The organism is Paenibacillus sp. MT124 (genome assembly GCF_058792755.1).
Map to the genome: position 1 here is coordinate 5,815,776 of NZ_CM179500.1, position 24,252 is coordinate 5,840,027.

Annotated in this window: 20 protein-coding genes; 4 read left to right on the forward strand and 16 right to left on the reverse strand. The window is 49.8% G+C overall.

Features of this window, described 5'->3' with window-relative positions; genetic code table 11:
• Positions 1-213 precede the first annotated feature (213 nt).
• The 3 genes from AC3RCI_RS26400 to AC3RCI_RS26410 are packed head-to-tail and all read right to left on the reverse strand — an operon-like array spanning position 214 to position 3,523.
• Entirely contained in the window at positions 214-1,398 is a 1,185-nt protein-coding gene (locus AC3RCI_RS26400; RefSeq protein WP_492526955.1) for an ABC transporter permease, read from the reverse strand.
• Entirely contained in the window at positions 1,391-2,575 is a 1,185-nt protein-coding gene (locus AC3RCI_RS26405; RefSeq protein ID WP_492526956.1) for an ABC transporter permease, read from the reverse strand. Before AC3RCI_RS26405 ends, AC3RCI_RS26400 begins: the two co-directional genes overlap by 8 nt.
• 12 nt (positions 2,576-2,587) lie before the next feature.
• The gene (locus AC3RCI_RS26410; RefSeq protein WP_221192849.1) at positions 2,588-3,523 is read right to left on the reverse strand and encodes an ABC transporter ATP-binding protein; all 936 of its coding nucleotides are present in this window, start codon (positions 3,521-3,523) and stop codon (positions 2,588-2,590) included.
• Between the two features lie 206 nt (positions 3,524-3,729).
• Here AC3RCI_RS26410 and AC3RCI_RS26415 point away from each other — a divergent pair, with 206 nt between their 5' ends.
• Together AC3RCI_RS26415 and AC3RCI_RS26420 are read left to right on the forward strand one after the other, a co-directional pair.
• Positions 3,730-4,995 carry a sensor histidine kinase gene (locus AC3RCI_RS26415; protein WP_492526957.1) on the forward strand — a complete coding sequence of 422 codons (1,266 nt, stop codon included), beginning with the start codon at positions 3,730-3,732 and terminating at the stop codon, positions 4,993-4,995.
• Between the two features lie 20 nt (positions 4,996-5,015).
• Complete coding sequence (locus AC3RCI_RS26420; RefSeq protein WP_492526958.1) at positions 5,016-5,711, forward strand: response regulator; 696 nt, start codon at positions 5,016-5,018, stop codon at positions 5,709-5,711.
• Positions 5,712-5,770: 59 nt separating this feature from the next.
• Here AC3RCI_RS26420 and AC3RCI_RS26425 read toward each other — a convergent pair whose 3' ends face one another.
• The 5 genes from AC3RCI_RS26425 to ftsE all read right to left on the reverse strand — a co-directional run bounded on the left by AC3RCI_RS26425 (position 5,771) and on the right by ftsE (position 11,828).
• Positions 5,771-7,096, reverse strand: a complete 1,326-nt coding sequence (locus tag AC3RCI_RS26425; RefSeq protein ID WP_492526959.1) for a PDZ domain-containing protein — start codon at positions 7,094-7,096, stop codon at positions 5,771-5,773.
• An 85-nt stretch (positions 7,097-7,181) separates the two neighbouring features.
• The gene (locus AC3RCI_RS26430) at positions 7,182-8,633 is read right to left on the reverse strand and encodes a S41 family peptidase (RefSeq protein WP_492526960.1); all 1,452 of its coding nucleotides are present in this window, start codon (positions 8,631-8,633) and stop codon (positions 7,182-7,184) included.
• Positions 8,634-8,766: 133 nt separating this feature from the next.
• A complete protein-coding gene (locus tag AC3RCI_RS26435; protein ID WP_492526961.1) occupies positions 8,767-10,044 on the reverse strand; it encodes a murein hydrolase activator EnvC family protein in 1,278 nt (425 codons plus the stop codon).
• Between the two features lie 190 nt (positions 10,045-10,234).
• Positions 10,235-11,152 (reverse strand): permease-like cell division protein FtsX, encoded by a 918-nt coding sequence (gene ftsX / locus AC3RCI_RS26440; protein WP_492526962.1) that lies wholly within the window; start codon positions 11,150-11,152, stop codon positions 10,235-10,237.
• Positions 11,142-11,828, reverse strand: a complete 687-nt coding sequence (ftsE, locus tag AC3RCI_RS26445; protein ID WP_095291427.1) for a cell division ATP-binding protein FtsE — start codon at positions 11,826-11,828, stop codon at positions 11,142-11,144. The genes ftsX and ftsE overlap by 11 nt, the downstream gene beginning before the upstream one ends.
• Before the next feature lie 252 nt (positions 11,829-12,080).
• Here ftsE and AC3RCI_RS26450 point away from each other — a divergent pair, with 252 nt between their 5' ends.
• On the forward strand, positions 12,081-13,511 hold the full coding sequence (locus AC3RCI_RS26450) for a VanW family protein (protein WP_492526963.1): 1,431 nt from the start codon (positions 12,081-12,083) through the stop codon (positions 13,509-13,511).
• An 80-nt stretch (positions 13,512-13,591) separates the two neighbouring features.
• Here the strand turns inward: AC3RCI_RS26450 and AC3RCI_RS26455 are convergent, their stop codons facing one another.
• The 4 genes from AC3RCI_RS26455 to AC3RCI_RS26470 all read right to left on the reverse strand — a co-directional run bounded on the left by AC3RCI_RS26455 (position 13,592) and on the right by AC3RCI_RS26470 (position 17,328).
• The gene (locus AC3RCI_RS26455) at positions 13,592-15,157 is read right to left on the reverse strand and encodes an MDR family MFS transporter (RefSeq protein WP_336782122.1); all 1,566 of its coding nucleotides are present in this window, start codon (positions 15,155-15,157) and stop codon (positions 13,592-13,594) included.
• Positions 15,158-15,229: 72 nt separating this feature from the next.
• Positions 15,230-15,931: a hypothetical protein gene (locus tag AC3RCI_RS26460; RefSeq protein WP_492526964.1), complete on the reverse strand. Its 702-nt coding sequence runs from the start codon at positions 15,929-15,931 to the stop codon at positions 15,230-15,232.
• A gap of 33 nt (positions 15,932-15,964) precedes the next feature.
• The gene (locus AC3RCI_RS26465; RefSeq protein WP_492526965.1) at positions 15,965-16,690 is read right to left on the reverse strand and encodes a polymer-forming cytoskeletal protein; all 726 of its coding nucleotides are present in this window, start codon (positions 16,688-16,690) and stop codon (positions 15,965-15,967) included.
• A gap of 14 nt (positions 16,691-16,704) precedes the next feature.
• Positions 16,705-17,328 carry a YhbD family protein gene (locus tag AC3RCI_RS26470; protein ID WP_492526966.1) on the reverse strand — a complete coding sequence of 208 codons (624 nt, stop codon included), beginning with the start codon at positions 17,326-17,328 and terminating at the stop codon, positions 16,705-16,707.
• A 296-nt stretch (positions 17,329-17,624) separates the two neighbouring features.
• Here AC3RCI_RS26470 and AC3RCI_RS26475 point away from each other — a divergent pair, with 296 nt between their 5' ends.
• Entirely contained in the window at positions 17,625-18,413 is a 789-nt protein-coding gene (locus AC3RCI_RS26475; RefSeq protein ID WP_492526967.1) for an alpha/beta hydrolase, read from the forward strand.
• A gap of 130 nt (positions 18,414-18,543) precedes the next feature.
• On the opposite strand, the gene argH is transcribed toward AC3RCI_RS26475, so the two are convergent.
• The 4 genes from argH to AC3RCI_RS26495 all read right to left on the reverse strand — a co-directional run bounded on the left by argH (position 18,544) and on the right by AC3RCI_RS26495 (position 24,002).
• Positions 18,544-19,947: an argininosuccinate lyase gene (argH, locus tag AC3RCI_RS26480; RefSeq protein WP_492473975.1), complete on the reverse strand. Its 1,404-nt coding sequence runs from the start codon at positions 19,945-19,947 to the stop codon at positions 18,544-18,546.
• Positions 19,948-20,055: 108 nt separating this feature from the next.
• Positions 20,056-21,291, reverse strand: a complete 1,236-nt coding sequence (locus tag AC3RCI_RS26485; protein WP_095291411.1) for an argininosuccinate synthase — start codon at positions 21,289-21,291, stop codon at positions 20,056-20,058.
• A gap of 284 nt (positions 21,292-21,575) precedes the next feature.
• A complete protein-coding gene (gene argF / locus AC3RCI_RS26490; RefSeq protein WP_095359908.1) occupies positions 21,576-22,541 on the reverse strand; it encodes an ornithine carbamoyltransferase in 966 nt (321 codons plus the stop codon).
• 204 nt (positions 22,542-22,745) lie between these two features.
• Positions 22,746-24,002 (reverse strand): aspartate aminotransferase family protein, encoded by a 1,257-nt coding sequence (locus tag AC3RCI_RS26495; protein WP_492526968.1) that lies wholly within the window; start codon positions 24,000-24,002, stop codon positions 22,746-22,748.
• Positions 24,003-24,252: the final 250 nt, after the last annotated feature.

Here is a 24,252-nt window from a genome sequence, read left to right on the forward strand (position 1 = left end):
CAATTTATCATAGATTAACAACCTGAGGACATAGGTATAACTTCACTGATTTACCCAAAAGCAGGCACCACGAATCAGACCCTTGGCACCTTCCCTACCTGATTACAGCCCAAAAACCGGATACACAAATGTGCACCCGGCCGTTCGAATTTATGGAAGTCTTTCTAGTGATTAAATGAACCAATCCTGAATGGTCGCAGTAGATTTACATTGTTATGCGTCCACACCAGGCTGATTGGGACGGAGAATAACCGATCCAACCGTCAGCAATATGGCAGCCATGCCACACAGAATGAGCAGCGGCAGTTTGATGTCGGACAGCGTGCCGCCTGCAGAGATCGTCTCAACGGCTTGGATCGTCCATTTTTGCGGGACAAAGTTCGCCAGCTTTTGCATATAATCCGGCATAATCGACAGCGGCCAGAAGCACCCTCCGATCATGCAGGTTGGCGTGATAATAAGCGAATTCAGGACGTTTGCGTTTTTGGATTCACGGATCAATCCGGCCACCGTACTCGCAATCCCCATGGATACCAGCATAAACGCAGCCAGGATGAGGAAATGTACGCCAAATGGAATACCTGCGTCATAGTGCAGCACCCACCTGCTGATCCCCAGCACCAGTAAAATCTGAATCATGCCGATGGCAAAGCTGCCCAGGAAGTTGCCGAGAGCAATTTCATATGCACGAACAGGAGCGGTGTACACTCTGGCCATCGTCCGCTGCCTGCGGTCTTCCATAATGACAGCTACTGCGCTGGTCAGCAGCCCCATCATGAACATGATTGTAAATCCGGTCACATTGTTCAGTCCTGGTTTGGGATACATCTGCAGGTCGGTAGCTTCGCCGGAGATCTGATGTTCCGCCGTTTTCTGCAGCAGCTGTTCGAATGGCTCTTGAGTTGCTGTCAATTCTGCAATCTGTTCTTGACTTGAAGCTGCACTCGTTGCTGCCATCACAACCTGGGCCGACTGATGCAATCCGCTAGCCATCCCTTCAACTGCAGCCCGCAGCGTGTAGGAACTCTCACTGACACGAAGTTCAACCAGTTCGATCGATACGTTCTTCCCTTGCAGCAAGTCATCCGTATAATGAGCAGGTATGATGATTCCCGCATTCCCCTTTTGCCGGGTAATGGCTTCTCGCAGTTCTGCCTCCGTGTTCATCGGCTTGAGCAGATATTCTTCCTTGCCCCTAAGTTCATTCACAATCCATGTACCCGCTGCCCCTTGATCCTCGTTTACATAAGGAATAACCGCCCGCGTGGCTTGCTCACTCCCAAATAACGCAACTGCTCCTGTGACAACAAGGCACGGAAGCAGCAGGAAAGCCATAAATCCCCGTTTGCGTCCTATGGTGCGTTTGATCATTAACCAGGCAATATTCAGACTATTCATAGCGGTATCCCACCTTCCCGTAGATCACAGCTGCAATGGCAAGCAAGACGGCACTCACAACACCGAGCATGAGGATATTATGCATAATCTCGCTCATCGATGCGTTCAGCATCATGCGCAGGAAACTTTGCAGAGCCCAGTGATTTACCGTAAATTCACCAACCCGCTGTACAAAATCAATGGCAATCGGCGTGAAGCCACCGCTAATAAATGTCATGGCAATGATGATGCCCTGCATTAACGCACTAGCAGATGCCGCACTTTTGCTCACGAGTGCCACAATCACACCAATCATCATTGAAGATATGGTGATCAGAACGCAGATCAGAACAATCAACCAAGGATGTGTCCCCCAATTCACGCCGTATAACCAATAGGTCATCAGAACAATAATCAGCGCCTGCATGAAGGCCAGGAGGCTGTTACCTGCAATTTTCCCTGCGAAAATGACACCATTGCCTACGGGAGCAGCCTGCAGACGGGTTAAGGTTTTCTTGTCCCGCTCACTAAAAAGGCTGTTGCTCGTCGTCATGCCTGCGTATAACATAAACATGGCCAGCATGGATGCAGCATAATATTGAGAGGCATTGTATGAGGTACCTGCGGTTCCAGGATTGCTAACGTTAACATAAGAGATATTGGCTGCGCCCTCATCAACCGTGGATGCCACGGCCATACTTGCTTCCGGTCCCAACACTTCCACTGTTGCCATATGCCTGTTCAGTTCATCCGTGAAGCGGGTAAACAACGTCTCACCTACGATGTTCAGTGTGCCGTCTTTCCCCATAATCCATTGCAGCTTCGCCTCTTCCCCCTTCGTCATCCGTTCCTCCAGATCGGGCGGGATCAAGACTGCAAAATCGAGTTCACCTTGCCGAAGATTACGCTCTGCTTCCCCCTCGGTCGTAAAGTGCTGTACTTTCATCATTTCGGATACAGCCGGAGCCGCCACAAATGCGTTCAAGGCTTCTGTGACTGAACCTGAATTCGAACCTGTCTGAATCACTCCCACGCGTACCTGTCCAGGCACGTTGTCCTCCCCCGTATCCATCGTACTGGATAACGCAGCTCCCAAAATAAAGATCAGCAGCAGCGGCAGAACAAACAGGTTCAAGAGAACAGATCGGATTCTCAGAATCCTCCTTATTTCAAACATGCAAATATGCCAAATGTTCATCCATGCCACCTCCTAATCCCGCAGCGTTCGACCGGTCAGATTGAGAAACAATGTCTCCAGATCGGGCTCTTCAACCTTGAGCGACTGAATGGCAATCTCGTGTTTGCTGCAGATGAAAAGGATATCCTGCAGGTCCTGCTGTGCCGAAGGCAGCGTAATGGTCAGGGTATCTCCTGCCACTTCTACCGCACGTACACGCGGATGAAGCCTCAGTTCCTCAACGGCACCGGGTCCAATCCCCGAAGCGCTTAGCACGATTTTCTCCTCGGACGCTACCCGCTCTCTCAGTTCCGCTTCGGTGCCACAGGCAATGATGTGCCCCTGATCCATGATCGCCACCCGGTTACTGATCGCCGCGACTTCCTCCATGTAATGGCTTGTATAGATAATGGTTGACCCCATCTTGTTAAGCGTGCGCACAGATTCCAAAATATGATTTCTCGACTGGGGATCAATTCCTACCGTTGGCTCATCCATAATAATCAGATCCGGCCGGTGCATAATGGCACATGCGATGTTCAGCCTGCGTTTCATCCCGCCAGAGAACGTGGATGGAGCATCCTTTGCTTTATCCTGCAGCCCGACAAATTCGAGCGATTCCTGTACCCTCTCCTTCAACAGTTTCCCGCGAAGTCCGTATAGCCTGGCAAAAAAAGTGACATTCTCCGCAGCAGTCATCGCTTCGTACAGCGCCAGATCCTGCGGCACAAGTCCAATCTTGCGTTTGACTTCAAGCGGTCGCTCCTTCACTGAGATGCCATTCAGCCGGATTTCGCCCTGATCGATGCTGAGCAGTCCTGCAATCATACTGATGGTGGTGCTTTTGCCTGCTCCGTTCGGCCCCAAGAGTCCAAATATCTCCCCCCGCTCCACACTCAGATTCAAGTGATCCACTGAAAGTTTGCTGCCGTACCGTTTTACTACATGTTCCATTTCAAGAATAGCCATCGCTCATACACTCCTCTTCCACTCCAGCATCCCGCCGCCAGATTTCATATCTGTATTGTATCGAATCCCATGGTCCCGCGAAGGTACGAAAGGTCATAAGATGAAGGTGACTTAAGTCATCTCCTGCATAAGAAGCAGGCTGTGCTATAATCAGGGGTGCATTACCCGTAATTTCCCATTCTATTTTAAAAGGATGTTTCTTACTTATGCCGATGCGTATTCTGCAGTACGGTTTGATCCTCGTTCCTGCGGTCCTGTACCTCTTGATGCAGCCCTTGGACCGGGATGATTTATATACGCTGTATATCATCATTGCCCTCGGACTCGCTGTCTGCAAGGACTTTGCCCGTTCTCGTGCTCGGTATGTGCTGCTCATCCTGGCTGAAATGCTCTGGAGCTGCTGGCTGATTGCTGTATACGGACCCTTCATGTTGTTTTTGTCCTTATCCATACTTTATGTGTATATGTATCGACTTGAAGGGACAAACCGCTGGTTGATGTTGGGGGCTCAGCTTATCGCCACAAATATAGCGTTACATTGGCAATACACTCCGCCTCAAGAGCTGCTTCCTTGGTTTGCCTCCTTCCCTACCCAACCTAAATTCCCCTTCCTGGAGGAGACAGCGGGAAGAATGGTGGGAAACCTGATCCTTGTCCTTACCGCCGCACTCTCCTGGCAGGGTTCCAGAATGGCAAGCAGTCGCGGACAGCTGGAACAGGTATATGACGAGCTTCGCAGTAAACATTACGAGCTTCAAGACGCTCGTGCACAATTGCTGTTGTTCACGAAGCAGCTTGAGGGAGTAGCTCAGGAGGAAGAACGGACCCGGATTTCACGGCAGCTTCATGATGATATCGGACACCGCCTCATTCGTACAAAAATGATGTCCGAGGCTGCCCTGTTAACCCTTCCTCTGGATACCGAAAAAGGTACGGAAATGGTGAGACAAATACGCGATCAATTGGCAGCAAGCATGGATGACATGCGTTCTACGCTTCACCAACTGCGTTCCAGTTCGTATGTATCCGAAGCCTATGCACTGGATCTTCTTCTGGAAGAGGTAGGTAGGGAGACGGGGGTGAAGACGAGTTATGAAGTCCGCGGTTCATCCCGTGAGCTGTATCCAAGCATGCAGATCGTACTATATAAAAATGCCAAAGAAGCGCTAACCAATGCCCTCAGACATGGAAACGCCAGTACGATTACGGTGGAAATGGAGTACGGGGAACGCGAAGTCTCCATGTCGGTCAGCAATGATGGAGTAATCAAAGCGGAGCAGTCAGCAAGAGCCCAGCCTGAGGGCATGCAATCGAACCGCAGCACAGCAGCAGATTCGGGCCCATCGGGAATGGGGCATGAAGGAATGCGACTCCGCACAGAATCCATTGGAGGCCGGCTTGAGATCCGGCAGGCTTACCCTTACACCGTAACTACACGTTTGCCCATGATGAAGAAAGCTGATTTGATCTGAGAAAGGAAGTAATTTTGCTCATGTCTGAACGAATGGAAACAAGTAAACATAAAGAAGCTGATCAAATCCAGCCCATTCGGCTGATTCTCACCGATGATGACTCTTTTATTCGCGAGAGCCTGAAGGTCCTGCTCGGACTTGATCCTGGCATTATTGTCACGGGCACGGCCTCCAATGGACGTGAGGCACTTGAACTGCTGGAGTCAGGAACCGCTGCCGACGTTGTATTAATGGATATCCGCATGCCGGACTGCAATGGCGTGGAGGGTACCCGTATCATCAAGTCCCGTTTCCCTGACATGCGTGTACTGATGCTGACGACATTTGACGACGACGAATACATTATCCAAGCTCTGCAGAACGGTGCTAGCGGTTATTTGCTCAAAAATGTACCTCCCGACCGAATTATTCAAGGCATCAAAACAGTACATAACGGTGATATGCTGATTCACCCCGATATTGCCCGCAAGCTTGCGGGGCTGCTTCGTCCGTCTGCGGCTCCCCAATCACATCCACAACCACCTCTTGATGCTTACGGTCTGACACGAACGGAACTGGCCGTTGCAGAAGCGATATCTGAGGGGCTGTCCAACAAGGAAATTGCGGCTAAACTATTCTTGAGTGAAGGTACAGTCAAAAACTATGTCACCGAGATTCTTGGCAAACTAAGCCTGCGCGATCGGACGCAGATCGCCATCTTTATGTTGAAGAATTAGCTTCACATCGCACAAAGGGTACTCCCTCGCTTTCCAAGCGGTGAAGTACCCTTTATTGATTACATTTCTACTGATCCTTGTTCATTCACGGTCGGAGCCGGCAGAGCCAGCGGAGCTTCATCATTATGATTATTTTTGCGACGGGCAAATAATTTGAGTGTGATGATATGGAACAACGTCAGCGGACGCAGCTGCACTGCCCAAGCTTCATGGTTGACCGGAGCCATAAGCACACCTAGCTGATGATGTTCACCTTCATAGATGGCCCGCTGCATAAATTTGCTCTCACCTTGATGGTTACGAACTTCCAGTTTGCAAAAGGCTGGATTCATCCGCAGTGCACGATGCAGTTCTTCTGGTGAGTCTACCATCACACCGTTCACCTTATAGAGTGTCTCTCCTGCTTCGATGCCCAGCTCTGCAGCAGGGCTATCCGGAATAATGCCAAGCACCTTCAAGCCATGGACCGGATGAACAAACACCGGACTGCGGTGCTGTTCCTCGAACCCACTGTACCACACCAGAAATTCATGGCCGATAAATGCTGCCAGAGCAGCAACCACCATAAGTGGTGACCACCACGCCGCCAAGAGACTGAGCACAAGCAGGCCTGTCCCGTAGAGCAAGAGCCGCTTGGCGGATATCTGTACCTTTTGCCCAGGAAGCATACTCTGCGTAACTTCGCCGAATCCAAGCAGGATCGGAAGTGCCATTAACATATAGCCACCACCTGCATTCAAGAGAGGACTCCAGGCGAGTTCTGCTCCGCTCCCCGTTACTGGTACCAGAATCAGCATCGGAATCGGCCAGAAATGCTGCAGCTGGTATCCTCCGACCAGCTTGCCGCGCTTGCCTTCAAAGAGCAATGGCGAAGCCATGGATACCCCTTGCAAGCGAACCAGCATCGCTTCACCTAGATGCAGTAAGGCAGCCATTACCAATAAAGCAGGCATGTCCAGCGCACGCAATGCATCCGTGACACTGCCTAGCCATCCCGCCGGCTGCCAGCCTGAGGCCAGGTTCAGCCCAAACTGCACTACGCCAAGCAGCCCTGCCGCGTAGGCAAAACAAAGATAGCGAATACGGAACAACGCCAGAATTAACGTTGCGGCCCATATGCAAATGACACTAGCGAGTGTAAGATGCGTCCCCAGGAAGATGGATATCACCGAGACAATGATACCAATGACGATCCCTCCGAGTAAGGCACGGATCGTCTGGGTGATGGAGCTTTGCAGACGAACATGAAACAACCTACGTTCCTGTAATAATTGACGATGATAGATCAGTGCAATCAAAATGACCGCAATATAATAAAACGGCTGAGCAAACAACTGCAGCACTGCTTCTCCTAATGTTGTTAACCATGGCCAAGCCCATTCCATGATGGCCCGTCACCCCTCTCCTACAGCCGGTTCAGAAAAAAAGAAGGCTGATAATCAGCCTTCTTAATGGCTTCGACACGACGGTCTAAATATCCTTCGAGACATTTTCGATCGCGCGCTTCAGCTGTGCATCATATTGAGGACTGGCAATACGTTCAATCAGTGCCGCTTCCAGTGATTCAGCGGTTTTCTCATCGATCTCACCTGTGGCCTCAATGCCTTTCTGCTTTTGGAATGCTTTGACCGCTTCTTCCGTCTTCTGGTCATAGTATCCATCTACACGATCCGGCTTGAAGTCAAGTCCTCTCAGCATCGTCTGCGCACTTTTCACATCCGTGCTATTGCTGTCATATTTCAAAGGTAATTTCTCTTTGTTGATCGGTGCCACCGAGAAGTAATCCGGCTGGTTCACCGCAATATCCGGTTTGATGCCTTTTTCATGAATCCAGTCTCCATTTGGAGTCAGCCATTTCGCGATGGTGATTTTCAGCAGGCTGCCATCACCCATTTGCTTATCATAGCTCGTCTGTACCGTACCTTTACCAAAGGAGTTTTCGCCAACCAGTGTTGCGCCAGCAGACTGCTGCAATGCACCGGCCAAAATTTCCGACGCACTCGCGCTTCCTTTGTTCATCAGTACCGTAATCGGGTACGACTTACTGGAACCATTCGATTTGCTTTGCTCACGTTTGCCATTTTTGTCCTCGACCTGCACGATCACTTTACCTTTCGGAACAAACTGCTCGGCAATGTCGATAACCACTTGCAGTACGCCGCCCGGATCATTACGAACGTCAATGACCAGACCCTTCATGTTCTGTTTCTCCAGATTGGCCAGTTCTTCCTTGAAGCGTTCTCCGGTATTCAGCGAGAATTGAGTGATGGTAATGACACCTACACCGTTATCCTCCATGTGGGCGTACACAGTCTCCAGATCAATATCATCACGCACAATGGTAAATTCAATCAATTCTGTCGAACCGGCGCGCTTCACTTGTACCTTGGCTTCGCTGCCCTTTGGACCTCTGATTTTGTTAACAGCCTTGTTTAATTCAAGACCTTGCAGAGATTCGCCATTCACAGACATGATCATGTCTTTCGCCCGTATGCCTGCTTTCTCGGCAGGTGATCCTTTGATCGGGGAAACGACAACAACGTTTCCATCCTGCGAGGACACCTCGGCCCCAATTCCGGTAAAGGATCCTTCGATGGATTCCTCGAACTGGGCAGCCGTTTCCTGTCCCATGTAGTTGGAATATGGATCGCCAAGGGATTCCATCATACCGTTGATCGCACCATCGATCAGTTTGGTCTTATCGACATCTTTATAATAGTTGCTTGAGATCAAATCCATTGCGGTTTCAATCTTCTTCAAATCGTTCTTCTGCTGCGTATTGCCGGTTACACTGGCCAGCAGGCCCTCACCCGAAGTGGTCTGATTGGCCACACCGGGATAACTCATCAGTACCAGCGTAAGCAGGCTCCCTCCAAGGAGGGCCACAATGGCAAGCAGCAGCGCCGATCTTTTCTTCATCATCCGTTTGCTCACCGCCTTTTGTTTTGAAGCGTGTCAGATTCCAAGTGCCCGAATCCATTCCCTGAACATGCCAGCTTAGTATATGTCTAGCTTGTACGGAATATGTCTTTTCCATTCCCTCACAGTCAATCCATTACAGGTAATTCATCGGATTCACCGCTGCACCATTTTCACGAACTTCGAAGTGCAAGTGAGGTCCAGTTGAATTTCCCGTGTTGCCTGACTCGGCAATAAGGTCGCCTTTGCTCACCGTATCTCCCTTGCTCACCTTAAATCCGCCTTCACGCAGGTGACCATACAATGTCCAGAGTCCGCCACCATGGTCTACGATAACGGTATAACCGTAACCACTGTACCACTCCGCCATGATGACGATACCTCCTGATGCCGCATGAACCGAGGTTCCCACAGGTACAGCAAAATCGATACCATTGTGCATTTTGCCTACCTCACCCGTAATTGGGTGTGTACGACGACCGAATGGCGAAGAAATGCGTCCGCCGGATACCGGTTTGGAGAAAATTCCATTGCCCGCGGTATACACGGTTTCACTGCTGCCTGTGCTGACTTTCGTTGGTGCCTTTGCTGCTGCTGCAGCCCGAGCTGCTGCGGCTGCTTTTGCTTTGGCGGCGGCAGCTGCCTGCTGCTCACGCAGTTTGTTTTTTTCCTGAAGCAGCGCCGAACGCTTGCTGGCGATCTGAATCAACACATCTTCCTGCTCCTGCGTCAGCTCTTCCGACTCTTCAATTTTAGCATCATAGGAAGCCAGAAGCACCTGCTTCTCCTGTTCCTTCTCATTTAACTGGGCTTTACGTTGTTTCTTTTGTGCGTAAAGGCTTTTGGCCTCTGCATACTGCTTGTCCAGTTCAGCCTTTTTGTCGACAACGAGCTGCTTGTCCTTTTTATGCTCATCCAGCAGATGCTGATCCTGATCCACAATGGTTTTCAGCGAATCTGCACGGGTCAGGAAATCCGAGAAGCTTGTTGAAGACAGCAACACATCCAGATAGGATACTGCTCCATCGGTATACATCAGACGTACGCGCGATTCCAGCAGCTTCTCCCTTGCGACAATGCGCTCCTCTGCAGCCTGGAGATCTTTTTTCGTCGTGCGAAGATTTTCTTCCGTATTCTCAATTTCCAGGGAAACGTTCGCCAGCTCATCACTGACAACATTGATCTGCTCCATGACAACCTTCAGATAGGCATTGGTTTTGTTCTTGTAATGCTGGGCTTCCTTCTTGTTGGCAGCAGCCTTTTTCTGTTCCTGTTTGGCTGCAGCCGCCTTGCTCTCCAGCTGGCTAATCTGTTGATCGATGTCGCTAATGCTACTCTTGGCATATCCGTCCGAAGGTTGAAGCGTCAATCCGGCCAATAACGTAAAGGCCAGCAGCGAAGCTGTTTTTTTCAAAATGGTGATCCCCCATCCTATGAATTCACAAGAAAGCAACCTGCACAGGTGGTGAACATCATGTTCTTATGCTTGCTTTCTTCCATCTAATTAAGAGTGCGTCTTCCCTACATATCGTCAAACAGCGTCCAATTGTGAACCTGCTTTGTCATTCTATTTCGACAATTTCTGCAATTTCAGTAATAAAACATTAAACCTTAAGTGACTTGCGAATGGATAGTGTACTTCCCAAAATACCTACCAGCACACCGAGTCCGATCAAAAGGGTTCCAAACAGCAACCAAATGTCGCTGAGCGGGATCAGGTTGAGCATCTGCATGAATACATCCTGACCAATGGTAGCCAGCAGGCGGCTGTAACCGAAGAACAAAACTGCTACCGTAATCATGGAACCGATGAATCCAATCAGCGCACCCTCAATAAAGAAAGGCCAGCGAATGAATGTGTTCGTTGCACCGACGAGCTTCATGATGCCGATCTCCCGGCGACGGGCCAGAATCGTTACGCGAATCGTATTCGAGATCAGGAACATGGACATCAGAGCCAGTCCCCCGACAAAAATAAATCCGATATTCCGTACAAGGCGTGTAAATTTGAACAGCACTTCGACCGTTTCCTTGCCGTAGTTCACTTTCATGATCGGCTTCTCCGGGTGCTTTTCGTTCAGGGCTTCAATTTTTTGCGCCACAAAAGTGACGGTTTCCGGTTCAATGACCTCCACTTCAATGGTCTCCGGCAGCGGATTATTATCCACATCAAAACCGTCCAGCACATTATTCGCACTGTCACCGAGACGTTCCCGGAACTCCTTGAGTCCCTCTTCCTTGGAGACAAAACGAATCTCGCTTACTTCCGGCATGGCACTGATCTCCTGCTGAAGCGTATTGCGCAGACTCTCATCCACATTCAGCTCCAGAAATGCACTGATCTCCACCTGGCTGTCCACCTGGTTAGCCATGGAGTTCACATTCAGCACGAGCAGCATGAATACCCCGAGAATGAGCAGTGACACGATGATCGACATGATGGATGCTACAGACATCCAGCCGTTGCGGAATACGTTTTTGAATCCCTCCCGCAAATGGCGCAAGAGAGTACTAAAATTCATAACCGTATTCCCCTCTCATCTGATCCCGTACAATCTGGCCGCGCTCAATGGCGATAACCCGTTTGCGCATCGTGTTCACGATATCCTTGTTATGGGTTGCCATGACAATCGTCGTTCCCCTGAAATTAATCTCATCCAGCAGCTGCATAATGCCCCATGACGTCTCGGGATCAAGGTTACCCGTAGGCTCGTCCGCGATAATCACCGACGGATTGTTTACAATCGCCCGTGCGATGGCAATACGCTGCTGTTCCCCTCCGGACAATTGCGAAGGTTCACGATTCGCCTTGCTGCGCAATCCCACCAGATCGAGCACTTCCATGACCCGTTTCTTGATGTGACGCTTCGGTGCCTCAATAACCTCCATGGCAAAAGCCACATTCTCAAACGCCGTCATCTTGGGCAAGAGACGGAAGTCCTGAAACACTACACCGATGTTGCGGCGCACATAAGGAATCTTGCGTGGTTTCAACTTGCCGATATTAAATCCATTGATGGATATTTGTCCTTTGGTCGGAATTTCTTCTCTGTACATCAGTTTCATAAATGTTGATTTACCTGCGCCGGACGGACCGACGATATACACAAATTCATTGCGGTCGATCTTCACCGACACCCCTTGTAATGCGTGGGTCCCATTGGCGTAGGTCTTCCACACGTCCTGCATTTCTATCACATCATCACTTCCTGCTCACATAGTTAGCCATTATCATTTCGACACAATCCCGGCAATTCCTTTAAAAAGACCTGAATTTCATCAGCAGCAATCCATTTCACCCTTATTTCGATCCTTTGGATGGAAACATATAAAATATATTGTAACAAATTTGTTACCTATTGAGTACCCGAAAGTTTTCCTGCATTGGATCATATATATAGAAAGTGTTACGAAATGCGGAACATCAGAAGTATAAAGGAGCGTACGGATATGAAAAAAATACATTTGGCCGTCATTGTCGTGTTTTCGATTCTCTTTATCGGCTCCGCTTCCTACGGATTGTTGTATATGTATGTGAACCAGCCCGCTTTGCCGAGTAAGGTGCAGGTTGGCGGCTGGCAGGTCGGCGGCGTGAATCGGAGCGAGGCACTGCTGGGACTGGACGAACGTTTGAAAAAGCTGGAGGACTGGCCTGTTACGCTGGAGGTGGATGAGCCCTCCCTGACGCTGAACATGACTGCGATCGAAGCCGGTGCGGATTACAGTGCGGACACCTTTCGTGCAGCGGTGCATAAGCTGGAGGAAGGGAATGTGTGGGAACGTGCGTATGCCCGTTATCATTTCGCGGAGGAATGGCCTCTCGAACAACGGTACAATATCCAATCCCTTAGAACACGTTTGAGCCCTGAGTGGGAAAAGGAAACCTTCGGCACCCCCGCAGACGCTGTCCGGCGGATCACCGCAAACGACAAGGTCCAGTACATCCCGGAGAAGGGCGTCCGGCGGATCGCCTGGGATGAACTGGAGGCTAGACTGCTGGCGAAGCTTCCCCATGATTTCACCGTGCTGGACAATGCGAACACACCTGCTTCACTGTTAATTCAGCTGCCGCTATACACCCAGCAGCCTCAAGTAACGCTGGAGTCTTTACGCAAGGAAGGCATTGAGCGGAAGATCATCCAGTTCTCCACAGGGCTGGGAAGCAGCACGGAAGGACGCATACATAATGTCAGTGCAGCAGCACAATCCGTGAACGGCATGATTTTGAAGCCTGGCGGCATGTTCGACTATGAAAAGATCATTCGACATGCCGAGAAGGAATACGGCTTTCGCGAGGCTCCGGTCATTGTGAGCGGACGTCTGACCCCGGGGGTTGGCGGAGGCATATGTCAGGTGTCCAGCACTGTATACAATGCGGCCTTGTTAACCGGACTCGATATCGTCGAGCGGCGTAACCATTCGATACCCGTCAAATATTTGCCAAAAGGACTGGACGCCACTTTTGCTTCTGGCGCTATCAATTTCCGTTTCAAGAACAATACGGGCAGTTCCCTGCTGATCCTTGCTGAAGTGAAGAATCACCAATTAACCGTCAAATTTTTTGGTACTTTTCCCGAGAATGTCAGCTACGCACTCGAATCCCACACCATCGAAACGTTAAGCGCCCCTGTAAAGTATGTATCCAGCAACGCGCTGCCGGATGGCGCCCAGCAGGTTTTGCAAAACGGACAGCCTGGCTACATTGTGGAAACCGTACGTATCAAGAAGGTGGATGGCAAAGTGGTGGAGTCCAAAACCATTTCGCGAGATACCTACAAAGCTCAGGATCGCCTTATCGCACGTTCAGGTCATAGCAGCCTGCCAGATCCGCAGGAGCCTTCTGTTGTAGAGGACGGTGTGAGTGATACCAAACAGCCATAAGAGTTGGACAAAGTAGAAGACACACCTCTCTATTGCTCCGCGTGGAGATAGAATGGTGTGTCTTTGTTGTTCACTTCAAATTAATGCCCTGCTGTGTATTCTCCCTGTTCCTCGCCGATAACCATCTTTTCTTTTCCCATAAAGAAAGCAGCAATCAGAGCCAATGCCGCTGGAATGGCCGCCCAGGCAAATAACTGCACGATCGAGGAGGACAACGCTTGAGTGATCGCTTCCAGCACCTGAGGCGGAATCGCCTGTCTAAGCTCCGGGGAAAGCAAGGCATGCGGATCGCTCAGATTCAAGCCCTCAGGCATGCCGCCTGCCGGTACTCCAGTCCCTGACCCGCCTGCTTCGGCAGCAGCTCCGGCGAGGGCATCGTTCATTTTGCGTGTAAATACCTGGCTCTGCACGATCCCAAAGATCGTAATCCCCATCGTCATTCCAAGCGATCGCAAAAAGTTAAGCGTGGAACTCGCGGCACCACGTCTCTGTGGTTCGAATGCATTCATGGCCGCATTGCTGAGCACCGAGAACGAGGCACCGACACCCAGGCCAACCAGAACCATAAATACACGAATTGTCCAGAGGGACGAATCGGCATCCAGTGTGGTTAATAGGCCGAGACCGAGAACCAGCAGCGCCAGTGTTGGAATCATGATGTTCCGATACTTGATCTTGGTCATCAGCACCCCGCCCATCGAGGCGGTTACGACAGAACCCAGCATCATGGGCAGCAGTACAAGACCCGAATTGGTCGCTTTACCCCCAAGCACACCCTGAATGAAGATAGGAATGTACACTGACGCCGTGATAAATGCCGCACCACTGAACATGGCAATGACATTACTGGACCAGTACACGCGATTGCGGAACATGTTAAAGGATATAATCGGTTCCTTCGCTCTTGATTCGGCAAATACGAACAGCAGCGCCAGCACTGCAAATCCTGCAAACAAACCGAGAATTTGCCACGAGTTCCAGGCATACGTTTTACCACCCAGTTCGAGGCCAAAGATCAAACATACTACAGCACCAATCAGCGTCACGGCACCCAGCCAGTCAATCTGCTGGGATTGATGCTGATGTGATTCCTTGTAGAAAAACGCAATAAACACAAACGCAATCAGTCCGAGCGGCAGGTTAATATAAAATACCCATTCCCACGTGGCGTACTGTGTGATGTACGCACCCAGCAGCGGGCCGAATACGCTGGATAATCCAAAGACAGCCCCAAACAATCCGCCCAGCTTGCCCCGCGCTTCCGGTGCAACCACGTCAAACATGATGGTAAACGCAATTGGCACCAAGGCACCTGCACCAATCCCCTGAATGGCTCTGTACATGGTCAACTCCACAATGGATGTTGCTGTTCCACATAACGCCGACCCAAGCATAAACACGATAATTCCAAATACAAAAAACTTCTTCCGTCCATACATGTCGGACAATTTACCGAAGATCGGCATCCCTGCCATCTCGGCGACCATGTAAGCTGAAGTAACCCAAACGAATTTGTCGAGGCCACCCAGCTTCCCGACGATATCCCCCATCGCCGTTGCCACGATGGTGTTATCCATCGAAGCCATCAGTATGCTGAGCAGCAGCCCTGCCAGCACCAATCCAATACTGTTTTTACGTGCAACCATTGTACTCAATCTCTCCATTCACGCTCTATTCATATGACTGAAATAGTATATCCGAAAAGCCGTCCCCAATAATCAGTCCACGGACCGATTGCGCTGAACCAAAACTTCGGATTGTGAATGGATCTGCAGAGATGAACGGTATTCAACTGTACCAATTCGGCAGCCTGGGCCAATTTTTATTTTATCTCCCCGGACAACCTCGGCTACCGTGTTCTCTAACTCAATGTCATCTCCTTCAATCATGTTTGCCGTGAGTATCGATTGGTTACTCGCATTACTCGAGAACAAACCTTCAAGCAGCTTCCCCCGGCCACTCTTCACAGCGATGATTGAACCACCAATTTCCCTCGCTTCAGACGGACCCATGATTTTAAGTGTCATTTCTTCTGCGGTAAGCATACCTCCGACCGTAAAACGACCATTGAGTTTGAGATTCTCCGCCTGGCAATCACCCGGTAGATGAAACTCACCTACCACTTTCATTTTTTCAGCTTTTGCATGTAAGCCGGATACGCCACTCCCACTCTCATCTTCAGGGTCGACAGCTCGTTCTGTTAGGGTTAGCGTTCCCGTAATTTTAATATCGTCTGATTCAAGAGATCCGTAGATGACCGACGTGCCCGTACATTTGAATTGATCACAATACAAGTTATTGTTAAAGGAAGAATCTCCTACAACCTTGACCTTGCCGTAAACACCGCCAGCGGAGCTTCCTTCACCGATAATGCTGATGTCATTTTTCTTGTCTGATGGACTAACGTTATGGTTATTCAAGTCGCATCCCATTCCTTTCTCTATAAATCCAACTTAAATGCGCTGGCTGCTGCCCACCTTGGCATCAGGATCAATCTCAAGCTCGCCTGAGTATTCAACAAGTTTGATGCTGCAGCCACGGCCGATATACACTTTGCTGCCACGTACAATATCAGCCTCCGTATCTTCCAATACGATCTCATCCCCTTCAATTAAAGATGTTTTGAAGGAGGGTGTACCGCCCAGACCGATACTTTTCCAAAAGCCACTTTGTTCCTTACGGCGAATATCAATACGTTCTCCGCCAATCTCTTTGGCTGAAGAAGATGTATGCAGCTTAATCTCAACAGATCCTGCATTCAGGAAGCCACTAATTTTGATGTTGCCCTGTACATTCAGGGACTCACACTGTACGTCACCATCAATCGTGATCATGCCGCCAATATCGATGCGTTCTCCATCCACTCGTCCACGTACGGTACACTTGCCGTTTACTTCAAGCTCAGGACTACTGAGGTTTCCATGAATGGTTGTCAGGCCATCCACACGAACACGGGAGCTGTTCAGGGGGCCATTCAGCGTGCACATGCCGTTAATGGTTGCACTTTCCGCACTTAAGGCTCCATGCATCTTCAACGTCCCATTCACGTTCAAGGAGGTACAATCCAGATTGCCGTTTACTTTAGCCATGCCATCAATGGAAACCCGGTGAAAAGCTCCACCTGCTGTTTGGCTCAAGCCTGATACATTCAGATCATTTCTCAAATGACGTTCTTCCATGTCCATTCTCCCCTTTATCCCAATTTAAGTTTCAGCTCTTCCATAAACGTGCCCAGCGGAATTCTCAGTACCACTTTGACGCTCTGATCAAAATAAAGCTCTGATCCTGAACCAGTAAGCATGAATGTCGGTACGCCCATCTTGCGAATTAGCAGCAGCTCACTTGCTCTGTTTGCAAAACGGTAATAATGCTCAGACATAACATCTATCAGCAATGAGCCCTCCTGACGGGTAATATCCCCGCTAAGCAGCAGCTTCTCGAGGACATAGAGCATCATAATCTGCTCCAGAGCATACATGGGTTGTTCCCGTCCTGCCTCTTTTACCAATTCAAGCGAAGGTAATGAAACAATGTTTCGATCCATTAATTGCTCTGCAGACATTTCAACCTCACCCAGTGTGGGCGAAAACACATCTGCCAGCTCATCCAGTGATAATCCATCCTTCATATTGAGAATCTTATCGATACGTGTCAGAATCTGCTGTTTAGGAAAAAAAGTTTCCTGACCCGTGTATGAAGACTTTCGAATAAACCATTCCTCCGGAATAAGGTTTTTCCGCTTCCAGCGGTATAACTGACCATAGGAAATCCCCGTAAGGTCCAGCAAGTCTTTTTTGGAGATCAATTCATCCGTCATATATGGTCCCCCTTTGTGTTGAAGTCAGTGTAACATAACATTGTTACGTTGTGAAGCATAGAAATCATTTTGCTCAACATGAACCTCAATTAACCGCTACCTACCTAACTTTTTATTGAACGCTCTGTGAGCCTAGTTAAACCATCACTTTGTTTAGCTATGAATGTTGTTGTTGCAATGGACGGGGTTTGGGTATAACCTGTGTGATAGAAACGAAGGAGCCATTAACTGTGACCGCATTCAACTCAGGCAGGACATTCAGTTAATGAATTCATGAAAGGGGTTACTTTGTAGAGATGGCACTCATTAAATGTGATTTTTACTCCGACACGCTAGGACTCAGCACGAGCATGCACGTTATTCTGCCACAGCAGACCCATAATCAGATTGGAATGGATAATGTTTCGGGCAAAGGACTTCATCCTACGCTGTATTTGCTGCATGGCCTATCGGATGATGATTCCATCTGGCTGCGCCGGACATCCATTGAACGTTATGTGGCAAACCTCGGAATCGCTGTTGTCATGCCGCAAGTGCATCGCAGCTTCTATACGGATATGGCCGAAGGTGGACGTTACTGGACGTTCATCAGCGAAGAGCTGCCTGCCCTGGCACGCTCCTTCTTCCCGCTGTCTTCCAAACGGGAAGACAACTACGTTGCCGGCTTGTCCATGGGTGGTTACGGAGCATTCAAACTGGCCCTGCGCAAACCGGAGCAATATGCCGCAGCAGCAAGCTTATCAGGGGCTCTGGATATGGCTGCACATATGGATAACAAAATTCTCTCCGCACTGCAGCAGACCGAAATGGAGCGCATCTTCGGATCAGAGATCAAGGGCTCGGAGAATGATCTGCTTCATTTGCTAAAAGAAAGTCAGGCTAGTCAGGCACCACGTCCACTTCTATATCAATGCTGCGGCACGGAAGATTTCTTATATGAAGAAAACCAATCTTTCCGTGAGGCTTGTGGACAGACTGATTTTCAGTTGACCTATGAAGAAGAACCTGGCGGACATGACTGGGCATACTGGGATGAGAAGATTCAGAATGTGCTGCGATGGCTGCCACTGCCTGAACGGAACTAAAGGGAAGCGCTTGGTGCAATGTGATTTGAAATTAAAAAAACGAAAAAAGAAGCAGACCATGGAGGAATCTCCACTGGGCTGCTTCTTTTTTATATAATTCAACTTTTGTACTACCGGGACAGCTTTGGCGTTAGCCGCGGCTTGTGATCCATTGCGCCGTAATTTCCAGCACCTTTTCACTGCGTCCAATAGCTTCAGCCACTTGTCCAGAGGCTGTGCCACCATAGACGTTACGTGCGTTAACCACCGCTTCCGGTTGGAGCACATCGTAGATGCGGTCGTCGAACAGCGGGGAGAACTGACGGAACTCATCAATGCTCAGATCCAGCAAATACTTGCCGTTCTGGATGCAGTACAGCACCGTTTTACCGATGACTTCATGCGCCTGACGGAATGGCAAGCCTTCACCCACGAGGAAGTCTGCAATATCCGTTGCGTTGGAGAAGTCCTGGTTCACCGCTTGGCGCATCCGGTCCTTGTTCACTTTCATCGTTGCAATCATCGGTGCGAACAATTGCAGCGCGCCTTCCAGCGTAGCAACCGTATCGAACATGCCTTCCTTGTCTTCCTGCATGTCTTTGTTGTAAGCCAAAGGAAGAGATTTCAAAACCGTCAGCAAACCGATCAAGTTGCCGTATACACGTCCGGTTTTACCACGAACAAGCTCAGGTACATCCGGATTCTTTTTCTGCGGCATAATGCTGCTGCCTGTGCAGAACGCATCGTCCAGCTCAACAAAACCAAACTCGGTACTGCTCCACAGCACCAGTTCTTCACTCAGACGGGACAGGTGAGTCATGATCAGGGAAGCAGCTGCCAGGAACTCTACGATAAAATCACGATCACTAACCGCATCCAGGCTGTTCTCGTACACACCGTCGAAGCCGAGCTGCTCGGCCACGAAGTGGCGGTCAATCGGGAATGTTGTTCCTGCAAGTGCACCTGCACCCAGCGGCAGAACGTTAATCCGTTTGTAGCTGTCCATCAGACGCTCCGCATCCCGTTGGAACATGGAGACATACGCCATCAGGTGATGGGCGAACAGAATCGGTTGTGCACGTTGAAGATGGGTATAACCCGGTACGATTGTATCCAGATTGTCCTTGGCCTGTCCGATCAACGCCTCCTGCAGCGCATGCAGCATACCGACAAAACCAACTACACGCTCACGCAGGTACAAGTGCATGTCTGTTGCCACCTGGTCATTCCGGCTGCGACCTGTGTGCAATTTGCCACCGACAGGGCCAATGGTTTCGATAAGGTTTTTCTCAATGTTCATGTGGATGTCTTCATCTGAAACAGAGAATTCCACTTCGCCTGCACGAATTTTGTGCAGTACTGTAATCAAGCCTTCCTTGATCGTTTCCACATCTTCTACAGGCAAAATGCCGCACTTGCCCAGCATCGTTACATGGGCGAGACTGCCTTGAATATCTTCCTCAGCCAAAGCTTTGTCAAAGTTAATTGATGCCGTGTATTCCTCAACCAGATGATTGGTTTGTTTGGTAAAACGTCCTCCCCACAGCTTGCTCACGGTGAGTTCTCCCCTTTCGTTCATGGACAAAGCCGCCCCTGCCCGATGTGCAAGAACGGCCTGCCCTGTAAAGTGATATTGGTCATGATATGAGGCTATTTTAAAGAATTATTTCTTGTTTTGTTCGACGCCGGAATTAACTTTCAGACGCAGGGCGTTCAGGCGGATAAAGCCGGTTGCATCCCCTTGATCATATGCTTGTGTTGGATCAGCTTCCATCGTAGCGATGTCCGGATTGTACAGGCTGACAGGGCTTTTCACGCCTGCCCCAATGATGTTGCCTTTGTACAGTTTCACACGTACGGTACCTGTTACGTTTTTTTGGCTTTCGCTTACGAGCGCTTGCAGTGCCAGACGTTCCGGTGCGAACCAGAAGCCATTGTACACGAGTGTGCTGTAACGGGTGATCAGACTATCACGCAAGTTCATGACCTCACGGTCCATCGTGATGGATTCCATTTTACGATGTGCTGTAAACAGGATCGTTCCACCCGGTGTCTCGTATACGCCGCGGCTCTTCATGCCAACAAAACGGTTTTCGACCATGTCGACACGGCCAATTCCGTGTTTACCACCCAGCTCGTTCAGTTGCTCCATCACTTGCAGCGGGCTCAGACGTTCACCATTCAGGGCTACGCAGTTGCCTTGTTCAAATTCCAGTTCAACGTATTCCGCTTGATCGGGTGCATCTTCCGGTGCATTGCTGAGCAGGAACATGTCTTTGTTCTCGTCTGTACTTGGGTCAAACCAAGGATCTTCAAGCACACCGCTCTCATAGCTGATATGCAGCAGGTTACGGTCTGTGGAGTAAGGCTTAGCTGCGGATGCCGTTACCGGAATACCGTGTTTCTCTGCATAAGCAATCATCTCGGCACGTCCCGGGAACTGGTTGCGGAATTCTTCCAAACGCCATGGCGCAATGACTTGAACGTCTGGTGTCAGCGCAGCTGCGTTCAACTCGAAACGAACTTGGTCATTCCCTTTACCCGTAGCGCCGTGAGCGATGGCAGTAGCACCTTCTGCACGAGCGATGTCGACCATGCGTTTCGCGATCAGCGGACGAGCGATACTTGTACCGAGCAGGTATTGTCCTTCATACAGAGCACCCGCTTGGAACATCGGGTAGATGAAGTCTTTGGCGAACTCGTCGCGCAGATCGTCGATATATACTTTGGATGCGCCGGTAGCGAGTGCTTTTTCTTCCAGGCCGTCCAGCTCATCCTTTTGTCCGATATCTGCAGTAAATGCGATAATCTCTGCATCATAGGTTTCTTTCAGCCATTTCAAAATTACAGATGTGTCCAACCCGCCGGAATAGGCGAGTACAATTTTTTCCTTAGCCATGTTCGTTGGTCCTCCCCAAATTCAATTGCCAATAAGTTAAACAAGCTATGCATCTGCTAAAAACTACGAGCCAGAAAACCCTCCGATCGCTCTTACCCCCAGATTTTTTGATCCCTTCTTAAAGGGTAAAATCCGGGGATAAAGGCGAACACTTCGTTTCTTCAAGTCTTTTCTGTCTCTCCGTTTTTGCGAATGCACCAATTTATCTTATTTTAGAGTATAAATAGATGAATCTATCATCGCTAACCCTGCGCCTAAAATCAACTCATTTAGGCAAACAGCGGCTATTCGCTCATTAACGCGGCCATCAAGGCCTTTTGTGCATGCAGCCGGTTCTCTGCCTGATCAAAGATCAGGGAGTTAGGTCCATCAATTACACCCGCGCTTACTTCTTCCCCGCGGTGTGCCGGCAGACAATGCAGGAACATGTAATCTGGCTTCGCACCTTTCATCAGTTCCTCATCGACCTGGTACGCAGCAAAGGCCTGCTCACGAACCTTTTGCTCCTCTTCAAAGCCCATGCTTGCCCAGACATCGGTATAAACGATATCCGCATCCTTCACAGCTTCCTGAGCACTGTACGTCACAGTCACTTCAGAACCACTTTCCTTCGCAATGCTGCGCGCCTGCTCTACCACTGCGCTATCCGGCTCATAACCTTTTGGGGTCGCTACAGCAACATGCATTCCCATCTTCGCTGCACCCAGCATGAGAGAGTGAGCCATGTTGTTACCATCACCGACATAAGCCATTTTCAGGCCAGCCAGTTTGCCTTTGTGCTCCAGCACGGTTTGGAAGTCCGCGAGTACTTGGCACGGATGAGCGGCATCGCTCAGGCCGTTAATGACCGGGATATCGGCATGCTCCGCCAATTCAGTTACATTATGGTGTCCAAAGGTCCGAATCATGATGCCATCCAGGTAGCGGGACAATACTTTAGCCGTATCATGGGTTGTTTCCCCGCGACCAAGCTGGATATCGTTTTTGCTCAGGAAGAGTGCGTGTCCACCCAGCTGAAACATGCCTACTTCGAAGGATACACGCGTACGTGTGGATGACTTTTCAAAAATAAGTCCAATCGTTTTGCCCTTCAGCGGCTGATAGGCTACGCCGTTTTTTTGCTTGCCTTTGATCTCAATGGCCAAGTCCAGCAAGTAGCGGATCTCTTCGGCTGTGTAATCCGTAAACTCAATAAAGTCACGGCCTCTAAGATCAATCTTCTGGATTTTCTCCGTTTGTTGTGCTGTCATGTGAATGTTGTCCTCCTTATATCCGGTTCCCTGCACCCGCTCGGGCAGAAGAGAGCAGCCGTGGCAGCCCATGCTCAGGCAGCCTATGGCGCTTACTTTAATCTTCCGCAGGTTCTCCGCGCGGCTACAGGGATTCATCATCTAGTTCTGCGCCAGGGCCATGAAAGGCCCCGGTACAGCAAGCTTTCATTTTGTCAAAATGGATTAGGCCTTCTTCGCTGCTACGTGCTCTTCAATCAACGTTGCTACCAGGGATACCGCTTCATCAATCTCTTCCTTGCTCACATACAGATTCGGAAGCAGACGAATGACATTCGGCCCTGCGTTGACGAACAGGATGCCGCGTTTCTGTCCGGCCAAAACAATATCGCCTACCGGTTCTGCACATTCGATTCCGACCAGAAGCCCCAATCCGCGAACTTCCTTCACAAATGAATTGCCTGCCAAACGGTTCCGCAGGGAGCTCATCAGATAGTCACCCATCTCAGCAGCGCGCTCAGGCAAGCGATCTTCCAGCATCGTTTCAATCGTGGCAATCACCACGGACGAAGCTAGTGGCGTACCCCCGAATGTCGTTGCATGGCTGCCTGGCGTAAACGCATCCCGCAGGAAACCTTTACCCAGCATCGCGCCTACCGGGAAGCCGCTGCCGATCCCTTTGGCTACCGTAAACACATCTGGCTCAATGCCATAGTGTTCATGTGCAAACAGCTTGCCTGTACGTCCCATTCCGGTCTGTACTTCGTCAACGATCAGCAAGAGACCATGCTCGTCACACAGTTTCCGCACATGCTTGACGAATTCCGGTTCGACCGGATATACACCGCCTTCGGCTTGAACCATTTCCAGCATAATTGCTGCTGTTTTAGGGCCAATTGCTGCCTCCAAAGCTACAATATCATGCAAAGGAACAGTCACGAATCCGGCTGGCAATGGCAAAAATCCTTCTTTCACCTTATCCTGCCCTGTTGCTGTCAGTGTTGCGAGTGTCCGTCCGTGGAAGGACTGGGCAAACGTAATCACTTCATAACGGTCGTTCCCTTTCACCTTCTGATGATAGCGACGGGCTACCTTAATAGCCGCCTCATTGGCTTCCGCGCCACTGTTGCAGAAGAACACCGCATCCGCGCATGTATTGGCCGTCAGCAACGCGGCTGCTTTCTCCTGACCCGGAATTTGGAACAGGTTGGAGACATGCCACAGCTCATCAATCTGAGCCTTCAGCTTGGCTCCCACTTTCTCCGGTGCATGGCCAAGGCTCGTTACAGCGAGTCCGCACATGAAGTCGAGATAACGGTTGCCCTGATCATCCCATAACCAGCTGCCTTTACCCTTGACCAGACTGATTGGATAACGCGCATACGTTTGGAAAAGAGAGCTTTCCGTCTGTGCCGCTGCACCTGTTGCTGCTGCTCCCGCTACTGCTGTGCCAGAACCTGGCTGTTCATTGCCTTTTGCCATCACCTTTCACACTCCTATTCCTTTTTTTGAGTATACCGGTACTCCATATAAGACAAACCAACCTACACAGAGCCACTCCAATTGCAGCACCATCTTCCGATCGCTGTTATCCCCGGATTTTTTTGATCTAATTTTTTTAGAGGTTAACATCCGGGGATAAACGCGAACGCGCTGCTTCTCCAGATTGGTTCTGCACTCTACGTTCTCGTGTAACGTTGTTATTCAACTTATATAAATCCGTACATAATAT